Annotated in this window: 18 protein-coding genes; 10 read left to right on the forward strand and 8 right to left on the reverse strand. The window is 60.4% G+C overall.

Going from position 1 to position 22,340, the window contains the following annotated elements:
* The first annotated feature begins 84 nt into the window (after nucleotides 1-84).
* Both ACZCWR_RS04135 and ACZCWR_RS04140 read left to right on the forward strand, forming a co-directional pair.
* A complete protein-coding gene (locus ACZCWR_RS04135) occupies nucleotides 85-1,680 on the forward strand; it encodes an MFS transporter (RefSeq protein WP_487302459.1) in 1,596 nt (531 codons plus the stop codon).
* A gap of 23 nt (nucleotides 1,681-1,703) precedes the next feature.
* Nucleotides 1,704-2,174: a MarR family winged helix-turn-helix transcriptional regulator gene (locus ACZCWR_RS04140; RefSeq protein ID WP_487302460.1), complete on the forward strand. Its 471-nt coding sequence runs from the start codon at nucleotides 1,704-1,706 to the stop codon at nucleotides 2,172-2,174.
* On the opposite strand, the gene ACZCWR_RS04145 is transcribed toward ACZCWR_RS04140, so the two are convergent.
* Nucleotides 2,171-3,445: an amino acid deaminase gene (locus tag ACZCWR_RS04145; protein ID WP_487302461.1), complete on the reverse strand. Its 1,275-nt coding sequence runs from the start codon at nucleotides 3,443-3,445 to the stop codon at nucleotides 2,171-2,173. The genes ACZCWR_RS04140 and ACZCWR_RS04145 overlap by 4 nt on opposite strands.
* Before the next feature lie 146 nt (nucleotides 3,446-3,591).
* Here ACZCWR_RS04145 and ACZCWR_RS04150 point away from each other — a divergent pair, with 146 nt between their 5' ends.
* The 3 genes from ACZCWR_RS04150 to ACZCWR_RS04160 are packed head-to-tail and all read left to right on the forward strand — an operon-like array spanning nucleotide 3,592 to nucleotide 6,375.
* Complete coding sequence (locus ACZCWR_RS04150; protein ID WP_487303238.1) at nucleotides 3,592-4,479, forward strand: MurR/RpiR family transcriptional regulator; 888 nt, start codon at nucleotides 3,592-3,594, stop codon at nucleotides 4,477-4,479.
* A 2-nt stretch (nucleotides 4,480-4,481) separates the two neighbouring features.
* Nucleotides 4,482-5,966 carry an N-acyl-D-amino-acid deacylase family protein gene (locus tag ACZCWR_RS04155; RefSeq protein ID WP_487302462.1) on the forward strand — a complete coding sequence of 495 codons (1,485 nt, stop codon included), beginning with the start codon at nucleotides 4,482-4,484 and terminating at the stop codon, nucleotides 5,964-5,966.
* Between the two features lie 31 nt (nucleotides 5,967-5,997).
* Nucleotides 5,998-6,375, forward strand: coding sequence for a RidA family protein (locus ACZCWR_RS04160; RefSeq protein ID WP_487303239.1), 378 nt, complete (start codon nucleotides 5,998-6,000; stop codon nucleotides 6,373-6,375).
* Nucleotides 6,376-6,486: 111 nt separating this feature from the next.
* On the opposite strand, the gene ACZCWR_RS04165 is transcribed toward ACZCWR_RS04160, so the two are convergent.
* From ACZCWR_RS04165 to ilvA, 7 genes are all read right to left on the reverse strand, one after another.
* Nucleotides 6,487-8,028: an FtsK/SpoIIIE domain-containing protein gene (locus ACZCWR_RS04165; RefSeq protein ID WP_487302463.1), complete on the reverse strand. Its 1,542-nt coding sequence runs from the start codon at nucleotides 8,026-8,028 to the stop codon at nucleotides 6,487-6,489.
* On the reverse strand, nucleotides 8,025-10,097 hold the full coding sequence (dndD, locus tag ACZCWR_RS04170; protein WP_487302464.1) for a DNA sulfur modification protein DndD: 2,073 nt from the start codon (nucleotides 10,095-10,097) through the stop codon (nucleotides 8,025-8,027). Before dndD ends, ACZCWR_RS04165 begins: the two co-directional genes overlap by 4 nt.
* Before the next feature lie 10 nt (nucleotides 10,098-10,107).
* Nucleotides 10,108-10,326: a DNA modification system-associated small protein gene (locus ACZCWR_RS04175; RefSeq protein WP_487302465.1), complete on the reverse strand. Its 219-nt coding sequence runs from the start codon at nucleotides 10,324-10,326 to the stop codon at nucleotides 10,108-10,110.
* Complete coding sequence (gene dndC / locus ACZCWR_RS04180) at nucleotides 10,316-11,434, reverse strand: DNA phosphorothioation system sulfurtransferase DndC (protein WP_487302466.1); 1,119 nt, start codon at nucleotides 11,432-11,434, stop codon at nucleotides 10,316-10,318. Before dndC ends, ACZCWR_RS04175 begins: the two co-directional genes overlap by 11 nt.
* Before the next feature lie 219 nt (nucleotides 11,435-11,653).
* Complete coding sequence (queF, locus tag ACZCWR_RS04185) at nucleotides 11,654-12,478, reverse strand: NADPH-dependent 7-cyano-7-deazaguanine reductase QueF (RefSeq protein ID WP_487302467.1); 825 nt, start codon at nucleotides 12,476-12,478, stop codon at nucleotides 11,654-11,656.
* Nucleotides 12,475-13,389: a 5'-nucleotidase gene (locus ACZCWR_RS04190; protein ID WP_487302468.1), complete on the reverse strand. Its 915-nt coding sequence runs from the start codon at nucleotides 13,387-13,389 to the stop codon at nucleotides 12,475-12,477. Before ACZCWR_RS04190 ends, queF begins: the two co-directional genes overlap by 4 nt.
* A gap of 9 nt (nucleotides 13,390-13,398) precedes the next feature.
* On the reverse strand, nucleotides 13,399-14,922 hold the full coding sequence (ilvA, locus tag ACZCWR_RS04195) for a threonine ammonia-lyase, biosynthetic (RefSeq protein ID WP_487302469.1): 1,524 nt from the start codon (nucleotides 14,920-14,922) through the stop codon (nucleotides 13,399-13,401).
* A gap of 528 nt (nucleotides 14,923-15,450) precedes the next feature.
* Between ilvA and ACZCWR_RS04200 the strand changes: the two genes are divergently transcribed.
* The 5 genes from ACZCWR_RS04200 (at nucleotide 15,451) to ACZCWR_RS04220 (ending at nucleotide 22,286) form a co-directional block, all read left to right on the forward strand.
* Nucleotides 15,451-19,554, forward strand: a complete 4,104-nt coding sequence (locus ACZCWR_RS04200; protein WP_487302470.1) for a DUF3683 domain-containing protein — start codon at nucleotides 15,451-15,453, stop codon at nucleotides 19,552-19,554.
* Nucleotides 19,555-19,589: 35 nt separating this feature from the next.
* Nucleotides 19,590-20,024 (forward strand): HIT family protein, encoded by a 435-nt coding sequence (locus ACZCWR_RS04205; RefSeq protein ID WP_487302471.1) that lies wholly within the window; start codon nucleotides 19,590-19,592, stop codon nucleotides 20,022-20,024.
* 12 nt (nucleotides 20,025-20,036) lie between these two features.
* Nucleotides 20,037-20,447 (forward strand): gamma-butyrobetaine hydroxylase family protein, encoded by a 411-nt coding sequence (locus ACZCWR_RS04210; RefSeq protein ID WP_487302472.1) that lies wholly within the window; start codon nucleotides 20,037-20,039, stop codon nucleotides 20,445-20,447.
* 95 nt (nucleotides 20,448-20,542) lie between these two features.
* Nucleotides 20,543-21,274, forward strand: coding sequence for a bifunctional demethylmenaquinone methyltransferase/2-methoxy-6-polyprenyl-1,4-benzoquinol methylase UbiE (gene ubiE / locus ACZCWR_RS04215; RefSeq protein WP_487302473.1), 732 nt, complete (start codon nucleotides 20,543-20,545; stop codon nucleotides 21,272-21,274).
* Nucleotides 21,275-21,299: 25 nt separating this feature from the next.
* Nucleotides 21,300-22,286, forward strand: coding sequence for a Tim44 domain-containing protein (locus ACZCWR_RS04220; protein ID WP_487302474.1), 987 nt, complete (start codon nucleotides 21,300-21,302; stop codon nucleotides 22,284-22,286).
* Nucleotides 22,287-22,340 lie beyond the last annotated feature (54 nt).

A 22,340-nucleotide genomic window follows, 5' to 3' on the forward strand; every position in this document is an offset into this window, starting at 1 on the left:
GAGGGGTTGACCACGCGAATTAGAGCACGCGGCCATGCTATGATTCACTTTCCATTGACCAGTCAATCATTGCGCTTACAAAAAATGGCCGTTCACACAGCCGCGCATCACTCCAGCGGTCAGGTTTTGCCGTTCCGCGAATCGCTCATGGCGATGCTGGGCGTTTCCTTCGTCACCATGCTCGTCGCGCTCGATCAGACGGTCGTCGGCACGGCGCTGCCGACCATCGTCGCCGAACTCAAGGGCTTCGATCTCTACGCGTGGGTCGCCACGTCGTACCTTCTCACGTCCGTCATCACCGTGCCGATTTTCGGACGGCTCGGCGATTACTACGGGCGCAAGCCGTTCGTGATCGCATCCATTGTCGTGTTTACGGTGGCGTCCGTGTTGTGCGGACTTGCGAACAGCATGATGTTCCTCGTTCTCGCGCGCGGTTTGCAGGGCATCGGCGGCGGCATGCTGGTCGGCACCGCGTTCGCGTGTATCGCCGATCTGTTTCCGGATTCGGTCGTGCGGCTGCGCTGGCAAGTGCTGATGAGTTCTGCGTTCGGGATCGCCAATGCGGTCGGTCCGTCGCTCGGCGGCATCCTCACGCAATACTACGGCTGGCGCTCCGTGTTCTATGTCAACCTGCCGGTCGGCGCGTTGTCGCTGTACTTCGTGTGGCGCTTCCTGCCGCATTTGCGGCATGTGGCGCATGAGGGCAAGATGCGCCTCGACTGGCCGGGCGCGGCGTTGATCGCGGTGTCGCTGGGCGCGCTGCAATTGTTCGTCGAAATGTTGCCGAAGCACGGTCTCACGATGGAAACCGCCGCGCTGCTGCTGGCGAGCGTCGCGGCCGCCTTCGCGCTGTGGAAGTGGGAAATGCGCTGCGATTACGCCATCCTGCCGATCGACATGTTCCGCAACAAGGCCCTCGCCGCGCTCTTCACGCTCGCGATTCTCGGCGGCTTCACCATGTTCTCGCTGCTGTTCTACGCGCCGCTTTTGTTTCAAGGCGGCTTCGGCATGAGCCCGAAGGACGCGGGCCTCATGATCACGCCGCTCGTCGTGTTCATCACGATTGGCAGCATCGTGAACGGGCGGATCGTCACGCGGTTGAAGAACGCCAATCTCATGCTGTTCGTCGGCTTCGCGTTGCTCGCGGCGTCGTGTCTGGGCGTGGTTATCGCCACGCACAACATGCCGCGTTCGATGCTGCTCGTCGTCATGTTGCTCGGCGGACTCGGCCTCGGTTTCGTGATGCCCAATCTCACCGTGTTCGCGCAGCAGACGGCGGGGCGCGCGCATCTCGGCATCGCGACGGCCTTGCTGCAATCCTTGCGCATGATCGGCGGGATGATCGGCACCGCGCTGACCGGCACGCTGATCAGCCATCTCTACGCAAGCGGCGTGAGCCTCGCGCTCGAAAAAGATAACGCGATGCACTGGCTCGGCGACCTCTCCGACCCGCAAATCCTCATCAACCGTGACGCGCAGCAAACGCTGCTCGCGCAACTCGCGGCGGCAGGCCACAATGGCGCCGCGCTGATGGAAGCGGCGCGCGAGGCGCTGGTCGCGGCCATCCATATCGGACTGGCGGTGGCGGCGGTGATCGCGGTCGTGTCATTCTGGCAGTCGCGACGCGTGCCGCCGGTGCGTCTGAAGGGACCGCAGGAGCCGGTCATCATGGCCGAATGAGCAAAGAATCAATGGATATCGCGATGAATGAACAGGACCGTATCGCCGTCATGCAACAGTTCGGACGCACGTATCGCGCGTTCATGTCGGCGTTCGAAGCAGCGGTCGGCCAGCCGATGCCGCGTTGGCGCATCCTGCTCGCGTTGCACGAGCAGGCGGGCGTGCTCTCGCAAAAGGCGCTGGTCGAACGGCTGAAGGTGGACCCGGGCGCGCTCACGCGTCAGTTGAAGACGCTGGAATCGCTCGGCTGGATCGTGCGCAGCGTGGATGCGCGCGACAACCGCGTGTCGAATGTCGCGCTCACGCTGCAAGGGCGCGCGGCCGCCGAAGAAGGCCTGCCGCGCCGCAATGCCTTCCTGCACGACACCATGGCGTCGCTGCCCGATGACGCCATCGAAGCGTTATCGAGCGCGCTTCATCTGTTCGAAGCGCGCATTCAGACCGTGGCGGCCACGCACGCGCAACTGGCCGCCGAGCTCGAAGACAAGGCTTAAAAGAACGTTTCGATGACTTCGGTGACGCGGTACTTCGGATCGAGGACGAGAATCTGACGCCACTTGTCGAAGGTCAGGCAGGGATGCGAAATATCGAAGGCGATCATGTCGCCCACCTTGATGTCGTCGCCAGGCTTGATGCGCAAGTACGCGTGCTGATCCATCAGCCCGAAGATTTCCCAGCCTTCGTCCGACGACACATCGCGCGGCATGTTGGTGCCGGGGCGGAAATGCTTCGCCGGTTCCGGCATGCCCGCATCGAAGGCGGAATCGCGTTTGCCTAGCCCGATGATCACGCGGTCCGGCTCCGGAATCGACTGCACGTAGGCCCACAATTGCAGCGCGGGCTTGAGTCCTTGCCCCATCTTCTTCGCGATCGGATTGCGCGCGAAAATCTCGTTCTGCGCTTTCTTGTAGATGCCGACATCATGCGTCAGATAGCAGCCGGGACGCAGCACGACTTCGATCGCATCGCTGTTGGCCTTGGCGAATTCATCGGCGACGACGTCATACCACGCCGATCCCGCGCCCGACAAAATGGCCGGCTGGCGCGCGATCTTGCCCTGCGCGATCAGTTCGCGCGTGGTGTCCACCGCGCTCTTGAGAAACTCGCGCACCTTCGTTTCGTCCTGCAACACGCCTTCGTATAACTCGATGCCCGCCAGTTCGATCGTGCCCGGCCAACGCGCGATGGCGGCGAGCACGGCATCGCGCTGGGCATCGTCGCGCACGCCGGTGCGTCCGCCCGGCACGCCCAGTTCGATCAGCACGTTCAGCTTCTTGTGAACATCGCTGAAAAACGCGCCGAGTTGATCGACGCCATCCGCCGAATCCACCAGACAGAAGAACTCGAAGTGCGGATCGGTCAGCAGTTCCGCGATCATGCCCATGTTGCGCTTGCCGACAAGCTGATTCGCCATCAGCACGCGATGCACGCCTCCGCGATACGCCGCGCGCACCTGATGCGCTGTCGCCAGCGTGATGCCCCACGCGCCCGCATCGAGCTGGCGGCGGAACAGTTGCGGCGCCATTGTCGTCTTGCCGTGCGGCGCGAGCTTCACGCCGTATTCGCCAACAAACGCCTGCATCCACTTCAGATTGTGTTCGATGCGGTCGGCATACAGCACGGCGGCCGGCAGGCTCACGTCTTCATCGAGCAGGTTCCATTGCAGACGGCTCGCGTCGTTCAACTGGATGCCCGTGCCCGGCACCATGCCGATGCCCTTGCCGAACGGGTCGATCGTCGCGCCGTGATAGTTTGTAACTTTCATGTGATGCTACTCCATCGTCCGTTTGTATTGTGTCCGACGAAAACCGATTCAACGTCATGATTGACGGTGTAATGGTAACCAAAGTAGCATGCGTGAAGAAATTGTTATTTAGTAACATCACGCTGCTTTTTATCACGCACCGCACCATGAACGGCCACGCCGAATCGCTCCGCTTCGATATCGTCGCACGTATTGCCGAGCGCGCGCCGGAGTTGCGCGGCGCCGAGCGCAAGGTCGCGGCGTTGATCCTCGACGACCTCACCGGCGCGTCGCGGGCGAGCATCGGCGCGCTGGCGGATAAAGCGGCGGTGAGCATCGCGACGGTCACGCGTTTTGCGAAGGCGGTCGGCTGTCAGGATGTGCGCGAACTGAAGCTGCGGCTGGCGCAGGCGGCGGCGGTCGGCCAGCGTTTTCTGGAACGCGCGCCGGATGCCGTGCCGGATTCGCTCGCCACGCGCATCTTCGAGGAAGTGCAGGCGACGCTTGCGCAGAATCAGGGCGCGCTGCGCAACGCGCCTATTGCCGAAGCAGCGGATGCGCTTGCCGCTGCATCGATGATCTATGTGTTCGGCATGGGCGGCGGCTCGACCGCGCTCGCCGATGAAATGCGCTTTCGCCTCGTGCGGCTCGGGCGGCCGGTGGCGTCGTATCAGGACGGGCTGTTGCAGCGCATGGTGGCCGCGACCTTGTCGAAGGAGCATGTGATCGTCGCGCTGTCGGTGACGGGGCAGACGCCGGAGATGGTCGAAAGCTGCCGGCTCGCGCGGGAATACGGCGCGCGCGTGATCGCGCTGACCGCGCCTGCATCGCCGTTGGGCGCGCTGGCGGACTGGCTCGTGCCGGTCATCGCCATCGAGACGGATTTCATCTACAAACCGTCGTCGTCGCGCTACGCGATGATGATGGCGCTCGACCTGCTCGTGACCGAACTGGCCGTGAAGCAGGCCGACCGCAGCCGCGAACTTCTGCGCCGCATGAAGCACGCGCTCGATGCGCATCGCGGCGGCGGCGAGCGTCAACCTTTGGGAGATTGATCATGACATCGCTTCAGGCCGACACGCTGATCGTCGGCGCGCGATTGATAGACGGCACGGGCGCGCCCGCCATCGAGCGCGATATTGCCGTGCGCGACGGTCGTATTGTTGCCATCGAAGCGCCGGGCGGGCTCGCCGCGTGGACCGCGAAGGACACGTTCGACGCGCAAGGCAAGGTGCTCGCGCCCGGTTTCGTCGATGTCCACACGCACGACGACACGCACGTCATCCGCTCGCCGCAGATGATGCCGAAGATCACGCAGGGCGTGACGACGGTGATCGTGGGGAATTGCGGCATCAGCGCGTCGCCGGTGACGCTGAAGGGCGCGCCGCCCGACCCAATGAACCTGCTCGGCGACGCCGCCGCGTTCCAGTACCCGACCTTCGCCGCGTATGTCGAAGCGGTGAACGAGGCGCATCCCTCAGTAAATGTCGGCGCGCTGATCGGCCACACGGCGCTGCGCAACAATCACATGGATCGCCTCGACCGCGCGGCGAACGCCGACGAGATCGCCGCGATGCGCGCGCAACTCGAAGAAGCGCTCGACAACGGCGCGCTCGGTTTGTCGAGCGGGCTGGCGTATGGTTCGGCGTTCAATGCGCCGCCCGAGGAAGTGCAGGCGCTGGCCGAACCGCTCGGCCGTGCGGGCGCGGTGTACACCACGCACATGCGCACCGAGTTCGACGCCATTCTCGATGCGATGGACGAGGCGTACCGCGTGGGCCGTCATGCGCGCGTGCCGGTGGTGATTTCGCATCTGAAGTGCGCGGGGCCGTCGAACTGGGGACGCAGCGTGGACGTGCTCAAGTCGCTCGACACCACGCGCGATGGTCAGCCTGTGGGTTGCGATTGCTATCCGTACAACCGCAGTTCATCGACGCTCGATCTCAAGCAAGTGACGGGCGATATCGACATCACGATTACCTGGTCGACGCCGCATCCCGAGATGGCGGGCAAACTGATCCGCGAAGTCGCGCAAGAATGGAACGTGACGCAGCAGGAAGCGGGCAAGCGCCTGCAACCGGCGGGCGCGGTGTATCACAACATGAGCGAGGATGACGTGCGGCGCATTCTCTCGCATCCCGCGACGATGGTCGGCTCGGATGGTTTGCCGAACGATCCGCTGCCGCATCCGCGATTGTGGGGTGCGTTTCCGCGCGTGCTCGGACACTATGCGCGCGACACGGCGCTCATTTCGCTCGAAGAAGCCGTGCGCAAGATGACGAGTCTGTCGGCGCGACGTTTTGGTTTGACCGAGCGTGGCGAAGTGAAGGTGGGGTATCACGCGGATCTCGTCGTGTTCGATCCCGAGCGTGTGCGCGATGCCGCGACTTTCGCGCAGCCGCAACAGGCGGCCGACGGCATCGATGCGGTGTGGGTGAATGGTGTTCTGACGTATCGCGAGCAGGCCGTGACCGGCGCGCGCGCGGGACGTTTCGTTAAGCGCGGCGATGCATCGAAACTCGATGCGCGCGGCGCGTTCTGAATTTCGTTTGAGCAAACAAAGGAGCTGGATGATGAAGCGTTATGGCGTTGAAGGTGGCAAGGGACAGGGCGGCGCGCACATGCCGTTCGCACGCGCGGTCGAAGCCGATGGCTGGCTTTTCGTGTCGGGCCAGACGCCGATGGAAAACGGTGAGGTGATCAACGGCGGAATCGTCGAGCAATCGCACAAGGCGATTCAGAACGTGATCGCAATTCTCAAAGAAGCAGGCTACGGCACGGAGCATGTCGTGCGATGCGGCGTGTGGCTGGACGATCCGCGGGACTTTGCTTCGTTTAACAAGGTGTTCAAGGAGTATTTTGGCGCGAACCCGCCGGCGCGGGCTTGTGTGGTTTCGTCGATGGTGATTGATTGCAAGGTGGAGGTGGATTGCGTGGCTTATAAGAAGTAGAGCTTCAGGTCTCTGCCTCGATCTCTAGTGCAACCACTGGTCCTGTTTGATTACTTAGCCGAGTGGCGCGTGCTTTCATGCGTCACTCGGGCTTAAGCAATTCTGTGAAGATCAAAGTCGTTGGATGACCGATCTGATGTCGTCCAAGGTAATCAGGGGACCATGTGCCCGGATGGACGCTTGACCCGAGAGCTTTACCAGCATATCTCCCGGCCCGCTCAAAGATTCGGCCCCGCCTTCATCGAGAATGATGTTCGACTCGACGGCTTTCTGAACGGTCAACGCGATACGCGCCGGTACGTTGCTTCGAATCAGACCTGAGAACGTTTTTGCATCCGGTCGTTGAGTTGCCAGGACCAGATGAATCCCGGCTGCTCGAGCTTTTTGCGCAAGCCGGACCACCAGTGGTTCGATTTGCTTGTTCTGAAGCACCAGATCAGCGAACTCTTCAACGAACACCACCAAGTATGGAAGCGCTAAACCGGCCGCGCGGGCATCCGCTATGTTGGCAACGCCTAGCGCCTTGAAACCGGTGTAGCGTTCGTCCATCTCGGCAACCAGACGTTGCAGCAGCTTCAATGCGCCCGCGACTTCCGACACTATCTTCCCGTCGAAAAGACAATCGAGACTCGAATACGGCGAGAACTCGACCTGCTTCGGATCGATGAGGGCGAGTTCAAGATCACCCTTAGAGCGGTTGAGCAGAAGCGACAGAATCAGCGTGTGAACGCAGACACTTTTGCCCATGCCAGTTGCGCCACCGATCAGCAGGTGGGGAGCGCTTGCGAGATCGAAAGAGACATTCTTGCCGCTCAAATCCAACCCGACGAAAACTGGCAGCGCCGCCGAATCCTTGCGGTTCTCGTTCCAGCGTTCGAGATCGGAGAATCCTATTGCATTCCATTCATCAGGCGTCCGAGCAAAGTCAAGCAATACGCTCTTTGCTTCGTTGCCCTGCGACAGCGAAGGAACACCGGTTTTAACGCCGAGACTCAATGCAAGCTGTCGAAGATTTTTCCGCAGGCGATCGAAGTGTCCAACGTCGACCAAGCCGATCTCGTATCGCGTGATCCGAGGGCCGACGTGCACGGCGCGTTCCTCGGCTGCGATTCCAAGCTCAGCCAAGGCTTTTACGACTTCGAGCTTTCGCACCTTATCGTTTGACAAGGGATCTACTCGATCGTCGTCTTCCTCGTCATGCGTACGCGTCTCGCTTCGGAGTGACGCTCGCCGAGTAATCAGAATTTTGACGAACTGGTCATAGTTTCGATCAGACTCGTTCCAGTCGCTGTACAGAAGTTGCGCGCCTCTATGCCAGTGAAAGCGGACCGCAGTCTTGAACTCGTCCAGTGTTTCGATCGCGTTCCCGTAGAGCTTGCCGTGGGTGACGATCAGACCGATCCATGCGGAAATGTCGTTGACGCTAAAGAGCGTTTGTCCCTGAACCTCAACGCCCCGTGCATCGATGGTGGGATTTGGATTGCCCTCAATCGCCATATGCGGGATCGAAAGCGAACGTCCGATTGCCAAGCGCGCGGCGGCGGCGCGTGTCGAAAGCACCAGCGCTTCCATCAAAATTGTATTTTGACGATCGGCTTCGCCACTTGGTCTATACCTAGAACTCAGCGCTTGCTCGATTACGATTTGACTCATGCACGCGCTCCCTGAAAGTAGGCATGCTCTTTAGCAGTCGTTCTGCCGATTCCATCTCCCATGTTCGTATGTTCCAGCAAATAAGACTTGCAGATACGTCCTTCCAGACGCTCGAAGAAACTAGAATCGATTTCTTTGTCCTGAGAAAGGAGAATGACCTGTCGCTTTGGATCGCTTGTCCAAAAGTTCAAAATATTCTCGCGATGCTTGCTGTCGAGGCGCCCCAGCGGCGTGTCGACCACGAGAGGCGCAGCGATACCCGATACACGTGCCAACCCGGCGATAAGCGATGTCGCGAAAATCTGGTTTTCGCCTGCCGAGCGGTCGGCCACGAGTTCCTTGCCCGTTTTGTCCAGAAGACGTGTCACACCCTCATCGTTGATATCGATACGATCAACGATGTCCTTATGCGCCAGCGCCTTATAGACCTTGGTCATTTCTTTGGCGAGTTCCTGCACCTTCAATGGAAACAGCTTCGGTATGACGTCGCCGATGACTTTGCGGACACGCTCCGATTTGTTGATCAACCCGCGGGCAGGATTTGAGTTGTTCGCGTTCTGCCGCTCGCGTTCATAGATCGGCCGGATCGTGCTGATTCGGTTCTCAAGGTTGCCTTGCTTTCGCTGGTTGCTATTGATCTCTTCCTGCAACCTATTCGACATTGCTGACAACTCGTCGAAGCTCCGTTTCATCGCGGCCGCAGTGCCATCTCGATCTATTCCTTCCAACTGATTGATTTGCCGCTCCAGTGCCTCCCTGCGTCGGTTAAGCGACGTCTGTTTTTCCAACAGGTCGTCGATATCTCTTTGACTCAGGGCGATCGAATCAAGAAACCGAAGCGCGTCGCTTCGAGCGTCGTTACGAAGATAACCGTGCACGATCTCTGACGCGGCGTCTTTGGGAGGCGGATGGAACAGACTGGTCCAAGCACGCGTAATCCCGTCCTGAATGGCAGTGGTCTGATGCTCGGTCAAAGGCGGTCGCAGCGCCGTTGCGGTGGAATCGAAGAATGCTTTTTCGAATGCGCTGATTCTTGGTTCCAAGGCGCGCCTGTCTGCCTCCCATTCAAACCAGCGAGCTTCCGCGTGAATTTGCTGGCGATACCGGGACAGAATTCCATCTCCGGCCAGATGGAAAGGCAGCTTGCTCGTCAAAGCCGACTCTAGCTTTTGATGGCACTTTCTGAGTTCGCTCCGAAACTGTTCTCGTTCTTCGATAAGACTACCCAACGTTGAAACGTCTGCGCTTCCGAAACCCGCGCCAGTCATGCGACTGATCAGCGCTTCGCGTTCATACCGGATACGGTCGGCTTCGGCTTGCAGAGCCTTCAGCCCGTTCCTGACTTCTTCCAGTTCAGTCTCGGCGCTATCCAATTCCAGACGATTTGCCTCGAGTTTCTCTTGATTGACGTTGATGACGTTACTACGTTGCAATGCTTCGAAGCCCTTTAAGCGATCGGTAAGCGTTCGCAATAGAACTACGCCAAGCAAATTCTCCAGGCCTTGCTTGACCTGTTCCACGCGCGACTGATCAGCCAATTTCTTTACTTCTTCGCCGTCGAAGAAGAAGAAAGGTGCGATATGCGCTGGAACGAAGAATTCGTCCAGCATCTCAACCAGATTAAAACCATTCTTGCCATCGATGCGCGGTGCGTCAGGAATGTCGTTCTTGATCACGCGCACGAGCGCTTCTTCTTCGGTATTCCATGCGCCGTTCGGCTTGAAGTACCACTTGCGGGTGACATCCAGCGCTGAGATCTTGTTGCGGCTGATGCGAACGCGCACGGACATGAAGTTCGTTGTGTCTCTACGGGCTTCGCCATTCAGTGCTCGTTCGAGAAACGTCGGATAGCCGGAGTTGTCGTCCGTCTTGAGCCCGGCTCGTGCGAGATGCAATAAAGCGTCCTTCCCGTACAGACAGAGATAGAGCGCTTCAAGAATAGACGTCTTTCCATAACCGTTGAGGCCACCGATAAGCACGAGATTCCTTCCGTTGGCCGGACAAGGAAGATCGAAAAGTTGGCGTCTATACGACTTGAAATTGGTAAGCTCGATGCTTGATATCCACATTTTCTTTCACTCAGATGTCGTCAACACGCTCAAGAATTTCCTTGATCCGCGCGTTGATGCCATGTGCGCGCTCTTGAGTCTGCCGTTCCCGTTGCAGTACGACCAGTTCAGTAATGACATCAATGTCGATGCCATACTCGCGACCGACATCGAGAAGAATCTGTCTGGCGTCTTCGTCAGCCCATAGGGGAAGGTCAGTCAAGTACCGCTCAACCGAACTAATTTCCATCTGTTACTCCTCGTTGTTGTTGCAGTTCCTCAGCCCACGTTCGATGAATGAGATCGATCTCGTCGGCCGAGATCAGCGTGGCACCGAACTCCTCTTGCGTAGCGAGAAGACGCTCCAGAATTTCCATCCGAGCCTTGATGGTGAAAGGCCCGGGAATGTGCTTGCCATCGACACTGAACGTCAGCTTTCCGTTTCGGCGAAGAACTTGTCTTCGTGCCGGATCGTTTCTTATTGATCTAAGCCAATCGCGAAACTGAACAAGCGGCACATATTGGGTGTTGCCAGAGTCGATGTAGCCTTGAAGGCTACGATCCTTCTCGACGACCGTGCACGTCCAGCAGCCGAATCTACTGTTGGACGTGCCGCATCCGGGTGCCTCGTCGCTGCTCAGTACGACAGGACATTCGCCACCTTCTGCGTCTCTGTAGAGCTTGAACAGGTCGGCGTGCGAACCGCCCCACGGTGCGTCGAATGACCCCAGTGCTTCCCAAACTTCGTCCGTGGAAAGATCGACGATGGGGCGATAGATGAAAGCGCCTGTCAACTCGCTGTGTTCATGCAGGCGTGAGTTCGCATCGTTCTTGTAGGCATCCACGACTCTGCGCCGGCTGCTGCTTTCTTGGCGCCGCACTCCCAACACAACGATGGCCGCGCCGAACTCGGAGACGTTGTTTTTAATGTAGGTGCTCGTTGGCAGTATCTTCAGCCGATCGGTGCACCATCGCATCGTTTGGTTGGGGCTCGGGTAGCCTTTCCCGATAAGCAGACTCCAGAATCGCTTTTCGAGTACTGGCTGCGTTCTAGCAACGGTAATTGGTAAGCCCAAGTTCGTTGCAGCATGTTCGATGCGTGACGTCACGCAATCGAGATGGGTCATCACAAAAGGGCTCTCCACCATCGTATCGTTGGACACGATGTGTACCTTGCGCGTCCTTTGCGATGGCGGTATCCGCAGCAGCGCTTCGAAGACGAGATGAGCCACTAATGTGGAATCCTTTCCGCCCGAAAAGCCAATGATCCAAGGGTACGCTTGTGCCGGAGACAGGTACTCCGACAGAACGTTTGAAGTGAGGCTCTCCCACAGAGCTTCTATCGATTGAGTGTCCAATTGCGACGTTTTTTTTCATGTCGTTTTGTTATCGCTATTGAGATAGCGGGCTCGGGCGAGATTATACGGTTTACTAAATGATTTTGAGAAACAGACCGTCATAAAAAAGCCCGAGGTAAATCGGATCATTCCGATTTACCTCGGGCCTTATGTTGGTTTGCTTGTCCGGCAAAAAGGGTCTATGTAGCGCCAATAGACGATGCAACGTTGCTTCGCGCTTTACTGCCGCGCCAACCTTGCATTATCCGGCATCGGCAAATTGAAATTCGTCCGAAACGGATTGATATCCAGCCCGCCACGCCGCGTATACCGCGCATAAACCGCCAGCCGCTCGGGCTTACATTCCCGCATGATGTCCATGAAAATGCGCTCCACGCATTGCTCATGAAACCCCGTATGTTCGCGGAACGAAACGATATACCGCAGCAGCCCTGCGTGATCGATCTGGCCGCCGTAATAACGAATCTGCACGCTGCCCCAATCCGGCTGTCCCGTCACCGGGCAATTCGATTTCAGCAAGTTCGAATACAAGGTCTCATCGACCGGCACTTCATCATGCGCGGCCGTGAGCAACGACGCATCCGGCGAAAATACCTCGCACTCCAGATCGAGCCGATCGAGCGACAAGCCATCGAACTCTTCCATCTGCAACTTCGCAAAATCAGCAGGCGCCGCAAGCTGCACCGAAACCGTCGCGCCACAAATAGCCGACACATCGCGCTTGATCGCAGCACGCACATCGTCGATGGAATCGAAACGCGTCTGCGCGAACGAGCCGAGATACAGCTTGAACGACTTCGATTCGACGATATTCGCCGATTCCGCCGGCACGAAGAACGTCGCCACCGCGATCTGCGGCTTGCCGCGCATGTTCAGCCACGACAATTCGTAAGCATTCCAGATATCCGTGCCGAAGAACGGCAGCCGCGCGGGAACGCCGATCTCGTCGCGTCCGCGCTTTCGGTCGATGGGAAACAGCAACGAGGCATCGTACTGTTCGGTGTAGTTGACGGCCTTGCCGAGCGGAGATTGTTCGGGTGTCATGATGCGTTCGCTATGCCGCTGAGAACGTGTCCGATCGGGCTGATGCCGCGCGCGGATTCACAGTGGCGAATTTGATCGTCGAAGAAAAAGTCGGGCTCGAATTCGCGCAGGAATTCGCCCTTGTCCAGGCCGCCTAGGAACATCGCTTCGTCGATTTCGATGTCCCACGCCATCAGCGTGCGGATCGCGCGTTCGTGCGCGGGCGCGGAACGCGCGGTCACGAGCGCGGTGCGGATATGCATCGGCTGATCGTCGTGATCGCCCGCAATGCGTTGCAGCTTGTTGAGCGCGGCCAGCAACGGTTTGAGCGGGCCGCCCGGTAACGGCGAGGCGCGCTTGCCGGTTTCGTGATCGACGAACGCGCTCAGACCATCGCTTTGGAACACGCGTTCGGCTTCGTCGGAGAACAGCACGGCGTCGCCATCGAAGGCGATGCGGATTTCATCGGCGTAACGGGTCGCGGCGCGGGGCGTCGTGTCGGTCAGCACGCGTGCGGCGGGAAAGCCTGCGTCGAGTGCGTTGCGTACATCGTCCGGATTGGCCGAGAGAAACAGCGACGCGTTCAACGGCTTCAGATACGCGAACGGCGAACGGCCACGCGTGAACACGCCACGCTCGATCGCCAAACCATGTTCGCGGCACGAATGAAACGCGCGCAAACCGCTTATGGGATCACTGCGCGAAAGGATCACGACCTCCACGCGCTGCTCGCCCGCATTCAGCGCGAGCAGCTTGCGAATCAGCCCGAACGCGACGCCGGGTTTCGCGGGCGTCTCCAGCCGCGAGCGCTGCAAGGCCTCGTAGCGCGCGAGATCGCCCGCCTCGAAAACGTGGTTCTCTTCCTCGAAATCGAACAGCGCGCGCGATGAAATCGCCACGACGAGTTTGTCTTCGAGCGTGAACTTCGGCATGGCCCGAACCTACGCGAGAAAGAGCTTGTAGACCGGATTGGTCTGCTCGTCCCACCACGGATAACCGAGCGTCGCCAAGAAGCGCTCGAACTCCGCGTTGTCCGACTGCGGCACCTGAATGCCGACGAGAATCGAACTGGTATCCGCGCCCTGATTCCGGTAATGGAACAGGCTGATGTTCCAGTCCGGCGCCATCGAGGAGAGGAACTTCATGAGCGCGCCGGGACGTTCGGGGAATTCGAAACGCAGCAGGCGCTCATCGCGGGCGAGCGGCGAATGACCGCCGACCATGTAGCGGATATGTTGCTTCGACAGTTCATCGTGCGAGAGATCGACCGTCGCGAAACCATGCTCGATGAACGACGACATCATCTGCGCGGTTTCCTTGCGCGACTTGATCTGCACGCCGACGAAGATATGCGCGGCGCGTTCGTCGGCGATCCGGTAATTGAACTCGGTCACGCTGCGAGTGCCGACGAGTTCGCAGAAGCGCCGGAAGCTGCCGCGCTCCTCGGGAATGGTCACGGCGAACACGGCCTCGCGCGCCTCGCCCACTTCCGCGCGCTCCGCGACGAAGCGCATGCGGTCGAAGTTCATGTTCGCGCCCGAAGTCACCGCGATCAGCGTTTTACCCTCGATGCCCTCGCGTTCCGCATACAGCTTCGCACCCGCCACCGCGAGCGAACCCGCCGGTTCGAGCAGCGAGCGCGTGTCTTGGAACACGTCCTTGATGGCGGCGCAGAGCGCGTCGGTGTCCACGGTGAGCACGTCATCGAGCAATTCGCGGCACAGGCGGAAGGTTTCCTCGCCGACGAGCTTGACCGCCGTGCCATCCGAGAACAAACCGACTTCGTTCAAAGTGATGCGTTCGCCTGCCTTGATGGATTGCGCCATCGCGCAGGAATCCTCGGTCTGCACGCCGATCACCTTGATCTCGGGACGCACCGCTTTCACGTAAGCCGCGACGCCCGCCGCGAGTCCGCCGCCGCCGATCGGCACGAAGATCGCGTGAATCGGGCCTTGATGCTGACGCAAAATTTCCATCGCGACGGTGCCCTGACCGGCGATCACGTCGGGATCGTCGAACGGATGCACGAAGGTCAGGCCGCGTTCTTCCTGAAGCTGGACGGCGCGCGCATAGGCATCGCTGTACGATTCGCCCGCGAGCACCACTTCGACGGTCGGACCGCCGTGCGTGCGGATGGCATCGATCTTCACTTGCGGCGTGGTCGTCGGCACCGCGATGACCGCGCGGCAACCAAGCCGCGCCGCCGACAGCGCCACGCCCTGCGCATGATTCCCCGCCGACGCCGTGATGACGCCGCGCGCCAGCACATCCGCCGGAAGCTGCGCCATCTTGTTATACGCGCCGCGAATCTTGAACGAGAACACCGGCTGGTTGTCCTCGCGCTTCAGATAGAACGCGTTGTGCAGGCGCGCGGACAGATTGCGCGCGTGCTCCAGTTCGCTTTCGCGGGCCACGTCATAGACGCGCGCGGTGAGCACTTTCTTCAGGTAATCGGGATGTGTCATGCGAGGAATCGTCACGCAGGCCGGCTGCGCGCCACTTTTTTGAGAGCGAAAGCATCAATGATAGCGCCAATGTCGCGTGCTTCCGGGAGCTCGCCGCTTTCAACCGACCGGACGGACGCCAAACTGTGCGCAAAATCGCTGATCGGCGTCGAAAATTGTCGCGCAAATGCCCCTTCTCGCTGCTAGCAGCCGCGAACGAGTCTTGTTGCGATGAGTTAGAATTTCCTTTTACAAATCAGCAATCAGGATCGGCAGATGCATCGGCAGCTTCGGATCGGTTTACTGACGCATGGCTCCCGCGCGGCGCACCCCGCAGCCGAGCGGCATGCTCGCCATGCGCGATCGTGGCGCTGATCCAGGGCACATCGAAGGCGCCGTGAACGAGATTCGCCTCATCGTCACGAACATGAACGGGCGATCCGGCGGCCTTCGCCAAGACAAGTCTCACTCGAAAATTTGCGCCCCCACGCGCTCAGCCGGCGTTTCCGCTGATATCAGCGTTCGCTCCGGCCTACCGAACCGTCGAACATGAACGCACCTCAAGCCTTCGATCCGAACGGCGCTCACGCCGCCTTGGCGCTCGATACGGAGCCGCGGCTCCGCGAGATTCCCTATAACTACACGTCGTTTTCCGACCGCGAAATCGTCATGCGCCTGCTCGGCGACGAAGCCTGGGCCGCGCTCGACGAACTTCGCACCGAGCGTCGCACTGGCCGTTCGGCGCGCATGCTGTACGAAGTGCTCGGCGATATCTGGGTCGTGCGCCGCAATCCGTACTTGCAGGACGATCTGCTCGACAACCCGAAGCGCCGCGCAATGCTGGTCGAAGCGCTGAATCACCGGCTCGCGGAAATCGAGAAGCGCCGTCACGCCGATCTCTCCGAACACAGCGACGAAGCCGGCAGCGCTGAGCGCGCGGCGCGCGTGCAACTGCTGGTGGCGCGGGCGCGTATCGCGGTGGACGATTTCTCGGCCGAATTCGCGCGCATGGCCGAGTTGCGCCGCCGCGCCTCGCGCGTGCTGGGCAAGGAAACGCAGAAGGACAACATCAAGTTCGACGGGCTTTCGCGCGTCGCGCACGTGACGGATGCAACCGACTGGCGCGTGGAATATCCGTTCGTCGTGCTGACGCCGGATACGGAAGCCGAGATCGCCGGGCTCATCAAGGCGTGTTTCGAACTCGGTCTGACCGTGATTCCGCGCGGCGGCGGCACCGGCTACACCGGCGGCGCCATTCCGCTCACGCCGTTTTCCGCGGTCATCAACACGGAAAAGCTCGAACAACTCGGGCCGGTCGAGATGACGGACCTGCCGGGCGTCGATCGCAAGGTCGCGACGATTTTCTCCGGCGCGGGCGTGGTCACGCGGCGCGTGACGGAAGCGGCGGAGCAGGCGGGCTTCGTGTTCGCCGTCGATCCCACTTCGCTCGATGCATCCTGCGTCGGCGGCAATGTCGCCATGAACGCGGGCGGCAAGAAAGCGGTGCTGTGGGGCACGGCGCTGGACAACCTCGCGTGGTGGCGCATGGTCGATCCGGAAGGCAACTGGCTCGAAGTCACGCGTCTGGATCACAACTGCGGAAAGATTCACGATGTCGAAGTCGCGCGCTTCCGCCTCGACTGGTTCGACGGCAATCGCGCGCCGGGCGAAAAGCTCCTGCGCAGCGAGAACCTCGATATCGCGGGCCGCACGTTCCGCAAGGAAGGGCTGGGCAAGGACGTCACCGATAAATTCCTGGCCGGTCTGCCGGGCGTGCAGAAGGAAGGCTGCGATGGGCTCATCACGTCCGCGCGCTGGATTCTGCACAAGATGCCTGCGCATACGCGCACCGTCTGCCTCGAATTCTTCGGTCAGGCGCGCGATGCGATTCCGAGCATCGTGGAGATCAAGGATTATTTGTTCGAGACATCGAAGCAGGGCGGCGCGATTCTCGCCGGTCTCGAACATCTCGACGAACGCTATCTGCGCGCGGTCGGCTACGCGACCAAGAGCAAGCGCAACGCGTTTCCGAAGATGGTGCTGATCGGCGATATCGTCGGCGACGATGCGGATGCCGTCGCGCAAGCCACCTCCGAAGTCGTGCGCATGGCGAACGGCAAGAGCGGCGAAGGCTTCGTCGCGGTGAACGCGGAGGCGCGCAAGCGTTTCTGGCTCGATCGCTCGCGCACGGCGGCCATCGCGAAGCACACGAACGCGTTCAAGATCAACGAAGACGTGGTGATCCCGCTCAATCGCATGGGCGAGTACACGGACGGCATCGAGCGGATCAACATCGAACTGTCGATCAAGAACAAGCTGCAACTGGTCGATGCGCTCGAAACGTTCTTCCGCAACGGCAAGCTGCCGCTCGGCAAGACCGACGACGCGAACGAAATTCCCAGCGCGGAACTGCTCGAAGACCGCGTGACGCAGGCGCTCGATCTGCTCAAGCGCGTGCGCGAACGCTGGACGTTTGTCGGCGACAAGCTCGATATGTCCTTGCGCGAGGCGCAGCACTATCTGGTCACGCTCGGCTACGAAGCGCTGGCGGAAAAGTTCGCGGATCGTGTCGATGTGCAGCCGGATGCGACCGTGTTTCACGTCGCGCAGGATCGCACGGTGCGCATTTCGTGGAAGCAGGAGATTCGCGCGGAATTGCGGCAGATTTTCAACGGCGGCGAATTCAAGCCGATCCTCGACGAGGCGCAGGCCATCCACAAGAAGGTGTTGCGCGGGCGCGTGTTCGTCGCGCTGCACATGCACGCGGGCGATGGCAACGTGCATACCAACATCCCGGTCAATTCCGACAACTACGAGATGTTGCAGGACGCGCATCACGCGGTGGCGCGCATCATGAAGCTCGCGCGTTCGCTGGATGGCGTGATCTCGGGTGAACATGGCATCGGCATCACCAAGCTCGAATTTCTCACCGATGAAGAAATCGGCGACTTCCGTGCGTACAAGCAGCGCGTCGATCCGAAAGGCCGTTTCAACGCGGGCAAGCTGTTCGAAGGCGCGGATTTGCGCAACGCGTACACGCCGTCGTTCGGGCTGATGGGTTATGAGTCGCTCATCATGCAGCAGTCGGATATCGGCGCGATTTCCGAGTCCATCAAGGACTGTCTGCGCTGCGGCAAGTGCAAGCCGGTGTGCGCCACGCACGTGCCGCGCGCGAACCTGCTTTACAGCCCGCGTAACAAGATTCTCGCGACTTCGCTGCTGGTCGAAGCGTTCCTGTACGAAGAACAAACGCGCCGTGGCGTGTCCATCAAGCATTGGGACGAATTTAACGATGTCGCCGATCACTGCACCGTCTGTCACAAGTGCGTGACGCCGTGCCCGGTGAAGATCGATTTCGGCGATGTCACGATGAACATGCGCAACCTGCTGCGCAAGATGGGCAAGAAGAAGTTCAACGCGGGCAACGCGGCGGGCATGTTCTTCCTGAACGCGACGAATCCGCAGACCATCAACCTCGCGCGCACCGCGATGATGGGCGTCGGCTACAAGGCGCAGCGCTTCGGCAATGATGTCCTGAAGAAATTCGCGAAGAAGCAGACGGCGAAACCGCCCGCGACCGTCGGCAAGCCGCCGGTGGTCACGCAGGTGATCCACTTCATGAACAAGAAGATGCCGGGCAATCTGCCGAAGAAAACGGCGCGCGCGCTGCTGGATATCGAGGACAACAAGATTGTCCCGATCATTCGCAATCCGAAGACGACTTCGGTGGATTCGGAAGCGGTGTTTTATTTCCCCGGCTGCGGGTCGGAGCGTCTGTTCTCGCAGGTCGGGCTGGCGACGCAGGCCATGTTGTGGGAAGCGGGCGTGCAGACCGTGCTGCCGCCGGGTTACCTGTGCTGCGGCTATCCGCAACGCGGCTCGGGTCAGTTCGACAAAGCCGAGAAGATTGTCACCGACAACCGCGTGCTGTTCCATCGCGTGGCGAATACGCTGAACTATCTCGACATCAAGACCGTGGTCGTGTCGTGCGGGACGTGTTACGACCAGCTTGCAGGGTATGAATTCGAGAAGATCTTCCCCGGCTGCCGAATCATCGACATTCACGAGTTCTTGCTGGAAAAGAATATTCGGCTCGATGGCGTGACCGGCACGCGCTACATGTATCACGACCCTTGCCATTCGCCGATCAAGACGATGGACCCGGTCAAGCTCGTCAACGAATTGATGGGCTCGAAGAACGACGGCTACAAGATCGAGAAGAACGATCGCTGCTGCGGCGAATCGGGCACGCTCGCGGTGACGCGTCCGGACGTCTCCACGCAGGTGCGCTTCCGCAAGGAAGAGGAGATTCGCAAGGGCGCGGCGAAGTTGCGCGGCATTCCGCTGGTCGCGGAAGCGGGTGCGAACGCGATCAACATCGCGAACGCGTCGGCGGGTGCGGCGGGCGCGCAGCCGGGTTCGGTGTTGAAGGCGGGTGACGGGCCGCAGCCGAACGGGGAAGCGGGCACGGACGTCAAAATCCTCACAAGCTGCCCGTCGTGCCTGCAAGGTCTGTCGCGCTACAACGAGGACGCCAACATCGAGGCGGACTATATCGTCGTGGAAATCGCGCGCAAGGTGCTCGGCGAGAACTGGATGGAGCAATACGTCGAACGCGCGAACAATGGCGGTATCGAGCGCGTGCTGGTGTAATAGCGATATCGCGTTTGGATTCGCCCGAGGTCGAGATGGACTGTGTGTTTTGCCGTGAAGACGGCGGTGATGTGCTGTGGTCGGACGACGCCCTGCGCGTCGTCCTCGCCGATGAATCGGATTGGCCGGGCCTGTGCCGGGTGATCTGGAACCGGCACGTCGCCGAAATGTCCGATTTGCCCGATGCGGACCGCGCCCGCGTGATGACCGCGGTCAACGGCGTCGAACGCGTCATGCGCCGCGTGCTCGTGCCGGAGAAGATCAATCTGGCGAGCCTCGGCAATCAGGTGCCGCACGTGCATTGGCACGTCATTCCGCGCTTTTCGAACGACTCGCGCTTTCCTCTGCCGATCTGGGCGCCGCGACAGCGCACGGTCTCCGAAGTGCAACTCTCCCGACGCCGCGCGCAGGCCACGCTGCTGCGCGAGCAGTTGCGCCACGAGCTGAACCAGACGTTCGGCCATCAATAACCACGGATCATCATGAGCGGACTTACATCGACGACGCCGATTCCCACCGGCGTCGTTCTGCATTCCCGGTCGCGCGTGCTGGAACTGCAATACGCGGACGGCGAGTCGTATCGCGTGGCGTTCGAACTGCTGCGCGTCTATTCGCCCTCCGCCGAAGTGCAGGGTCATGGGCCGGGACAGGAAACGCTTCAGACGGGGAAACGCGAGGTGACGATCACGGGCATCGAGCCGGTCGGGCATTACGCGCTGCAACTGAACTTTTCGGACGGTCACAATACGGGCATCTATTCGTGGGACATCCTGCATCGGCTGGCGACGCGTCAGGACGATCTCTGGCGCGAGTATTTCGCGAAGCTGGAAGCGGCGGGCATCGATCGCGACACGCCGATGGCGGCGAAGGCTTCCGGCGGTCATCGGCACTGAAGCATATCGCTGCGGCATAAGGCCGCATCCCGGCGCGGCGATTGCGCAGACAAAGAACAAACCCAAGAACGAACAACAGGCGAGGAACGATCGCGATGAGCAAGACCCACTTCGGATACGAAACGGTCGACGAGCAGGACAAGGCGAAGAAAGTGGCGGGCGTGTTCCACTCCGTCGCAAGCAATTACGACTTGATGAACGACCTCATGTCCGGCGGACTGCATCGGATCTGGAAGCATTTCACGATCGGACAGGCGCGCGTGCGGCCGGGCGACAAGGTGCTCGATCTCGCGGGCGGCACCGGCGATCTGGCGATGGCGTTCGCCAAGCAAGCGGGCGAGGGCGGCGAAGTCTGGCATACGGACATCAACGAATCGATGTTGCGCGTGGGCCGCGACCGGCTGATCGACAAAGGCGTGATGACCCCCGCGCTCCTCTGCGATGCCGAGAAGATTCCCTTCCCGAACAATTATTTCAATGTGGTTACGGTTGCCTTCGGTCTACGTAACATGACTCATAAGGACCGCGCGCTGGCGGAAATGTGCCGCGTGCTCAAGCCGGGCGGCCGCTTGCTCGTGCTGGAATTCTCGAAAGTGTGGGAACCGCTTAAAAAGCCGTACGATATCTACAGTTTCAAGATTTTGCCGTGGCTTGGCGAAAAGGTCGCCAAGGATGCCGAGAGCTATCGCTATCTGGCGGAATCCATCCGCATGCATCCCGACCAGGAAACTTTGAAAACAATGATGGAACAAGCGGGCTTGGATCGAGTCGAATATTACAATTTGTCAGGTGGCGTGGTAGCGTTACACGTCGGGACGAAATTCTGATGTTCCACTCTATTAAGGATTCGAAATGTCTGATTCGCGCACTCCCCAACCCCGGGGTTTCCTGAGTTCGATAGTCAGGAAGGCCGGAATTCTGGCGCTGGTGGGCGTCATCGCTGCCGGCGCGATCTTCTCCGAAACGGCGGAAGCCCGTCGCATGGGCGGTGGCCGCAGCATGGGCCGACAGTCGGCCACGGCCACGCAGCAGCATCAGGCGACGCCGCCTTCGCAATCGTTCCAGCAGAACGGTGCAGCGCAGGCTCAACGCGCGCCTGCGACACCGGCCACGCCCGCGGCGCAGCCGGCGCGTAATCGCTGGCTCGGGCCGATCGCTGGTCTCGCGGCGGGCCTGGGTATCGCGGCGCTGCTGTCGCACTTCGGCATGGGTGAGGCTTTCGCCGGTGCCATGGCGAACATGATCATGATCGCGTTGATCGTGATGGCCGCCGTCATGCTGTTCCGCTTCATCATGCGCCGTCGTCAGGCGCAGAACGGTAACGGTCCGGCTTACGCGGGTGCGGGCGGTGCATCGCCGTATGGGCGCACTGGCTTCGATCAGCCGCAAGCGCCGCGCGTGGCGCAGCCGAGCGGTTTCGGCGCGAACGTGATCGATTCCCCGGCGCAGCAAGTCGCGGCGAACGTGCCGTCCGGTTTCGATACCGAAGCCTTCGTGCGCAACGCGAAGGTGTACTTCATTCGTCTGCAGGATGCGTGGGATCGCGGCAACGTCAACGACATCCGCGAATTCACCACGCCCGAGATGTTCGCGGAAGTGAAGCTCGATGTCGATGCACGCGGCAGCGTGCCGAATCGCACGGATGTCGTGCAACTCAACGCCGATGTCCTCGGCGTGGAAGATCGTTCGACGGAATACCTGGCAAGCGTGCGCTTTCACGGCCTGATCCGCGAATCGGAAGGGTCGGCGGCGGAACCGTTCGTCGAGGTCTGGAATCTGTCGAAGCAGAAGACGGGCAACGAAGGCTGGCTGCTCGCCGGCATCCAGCAAGTCAGTTGAACCCGATGTCCCGGGAAATCCGCGAGGGACCCGACTCGCGCGGATTTACCTCGT

This window comes from Caballeronia sp. A2-2 (genome assembly GCF_057612605.2).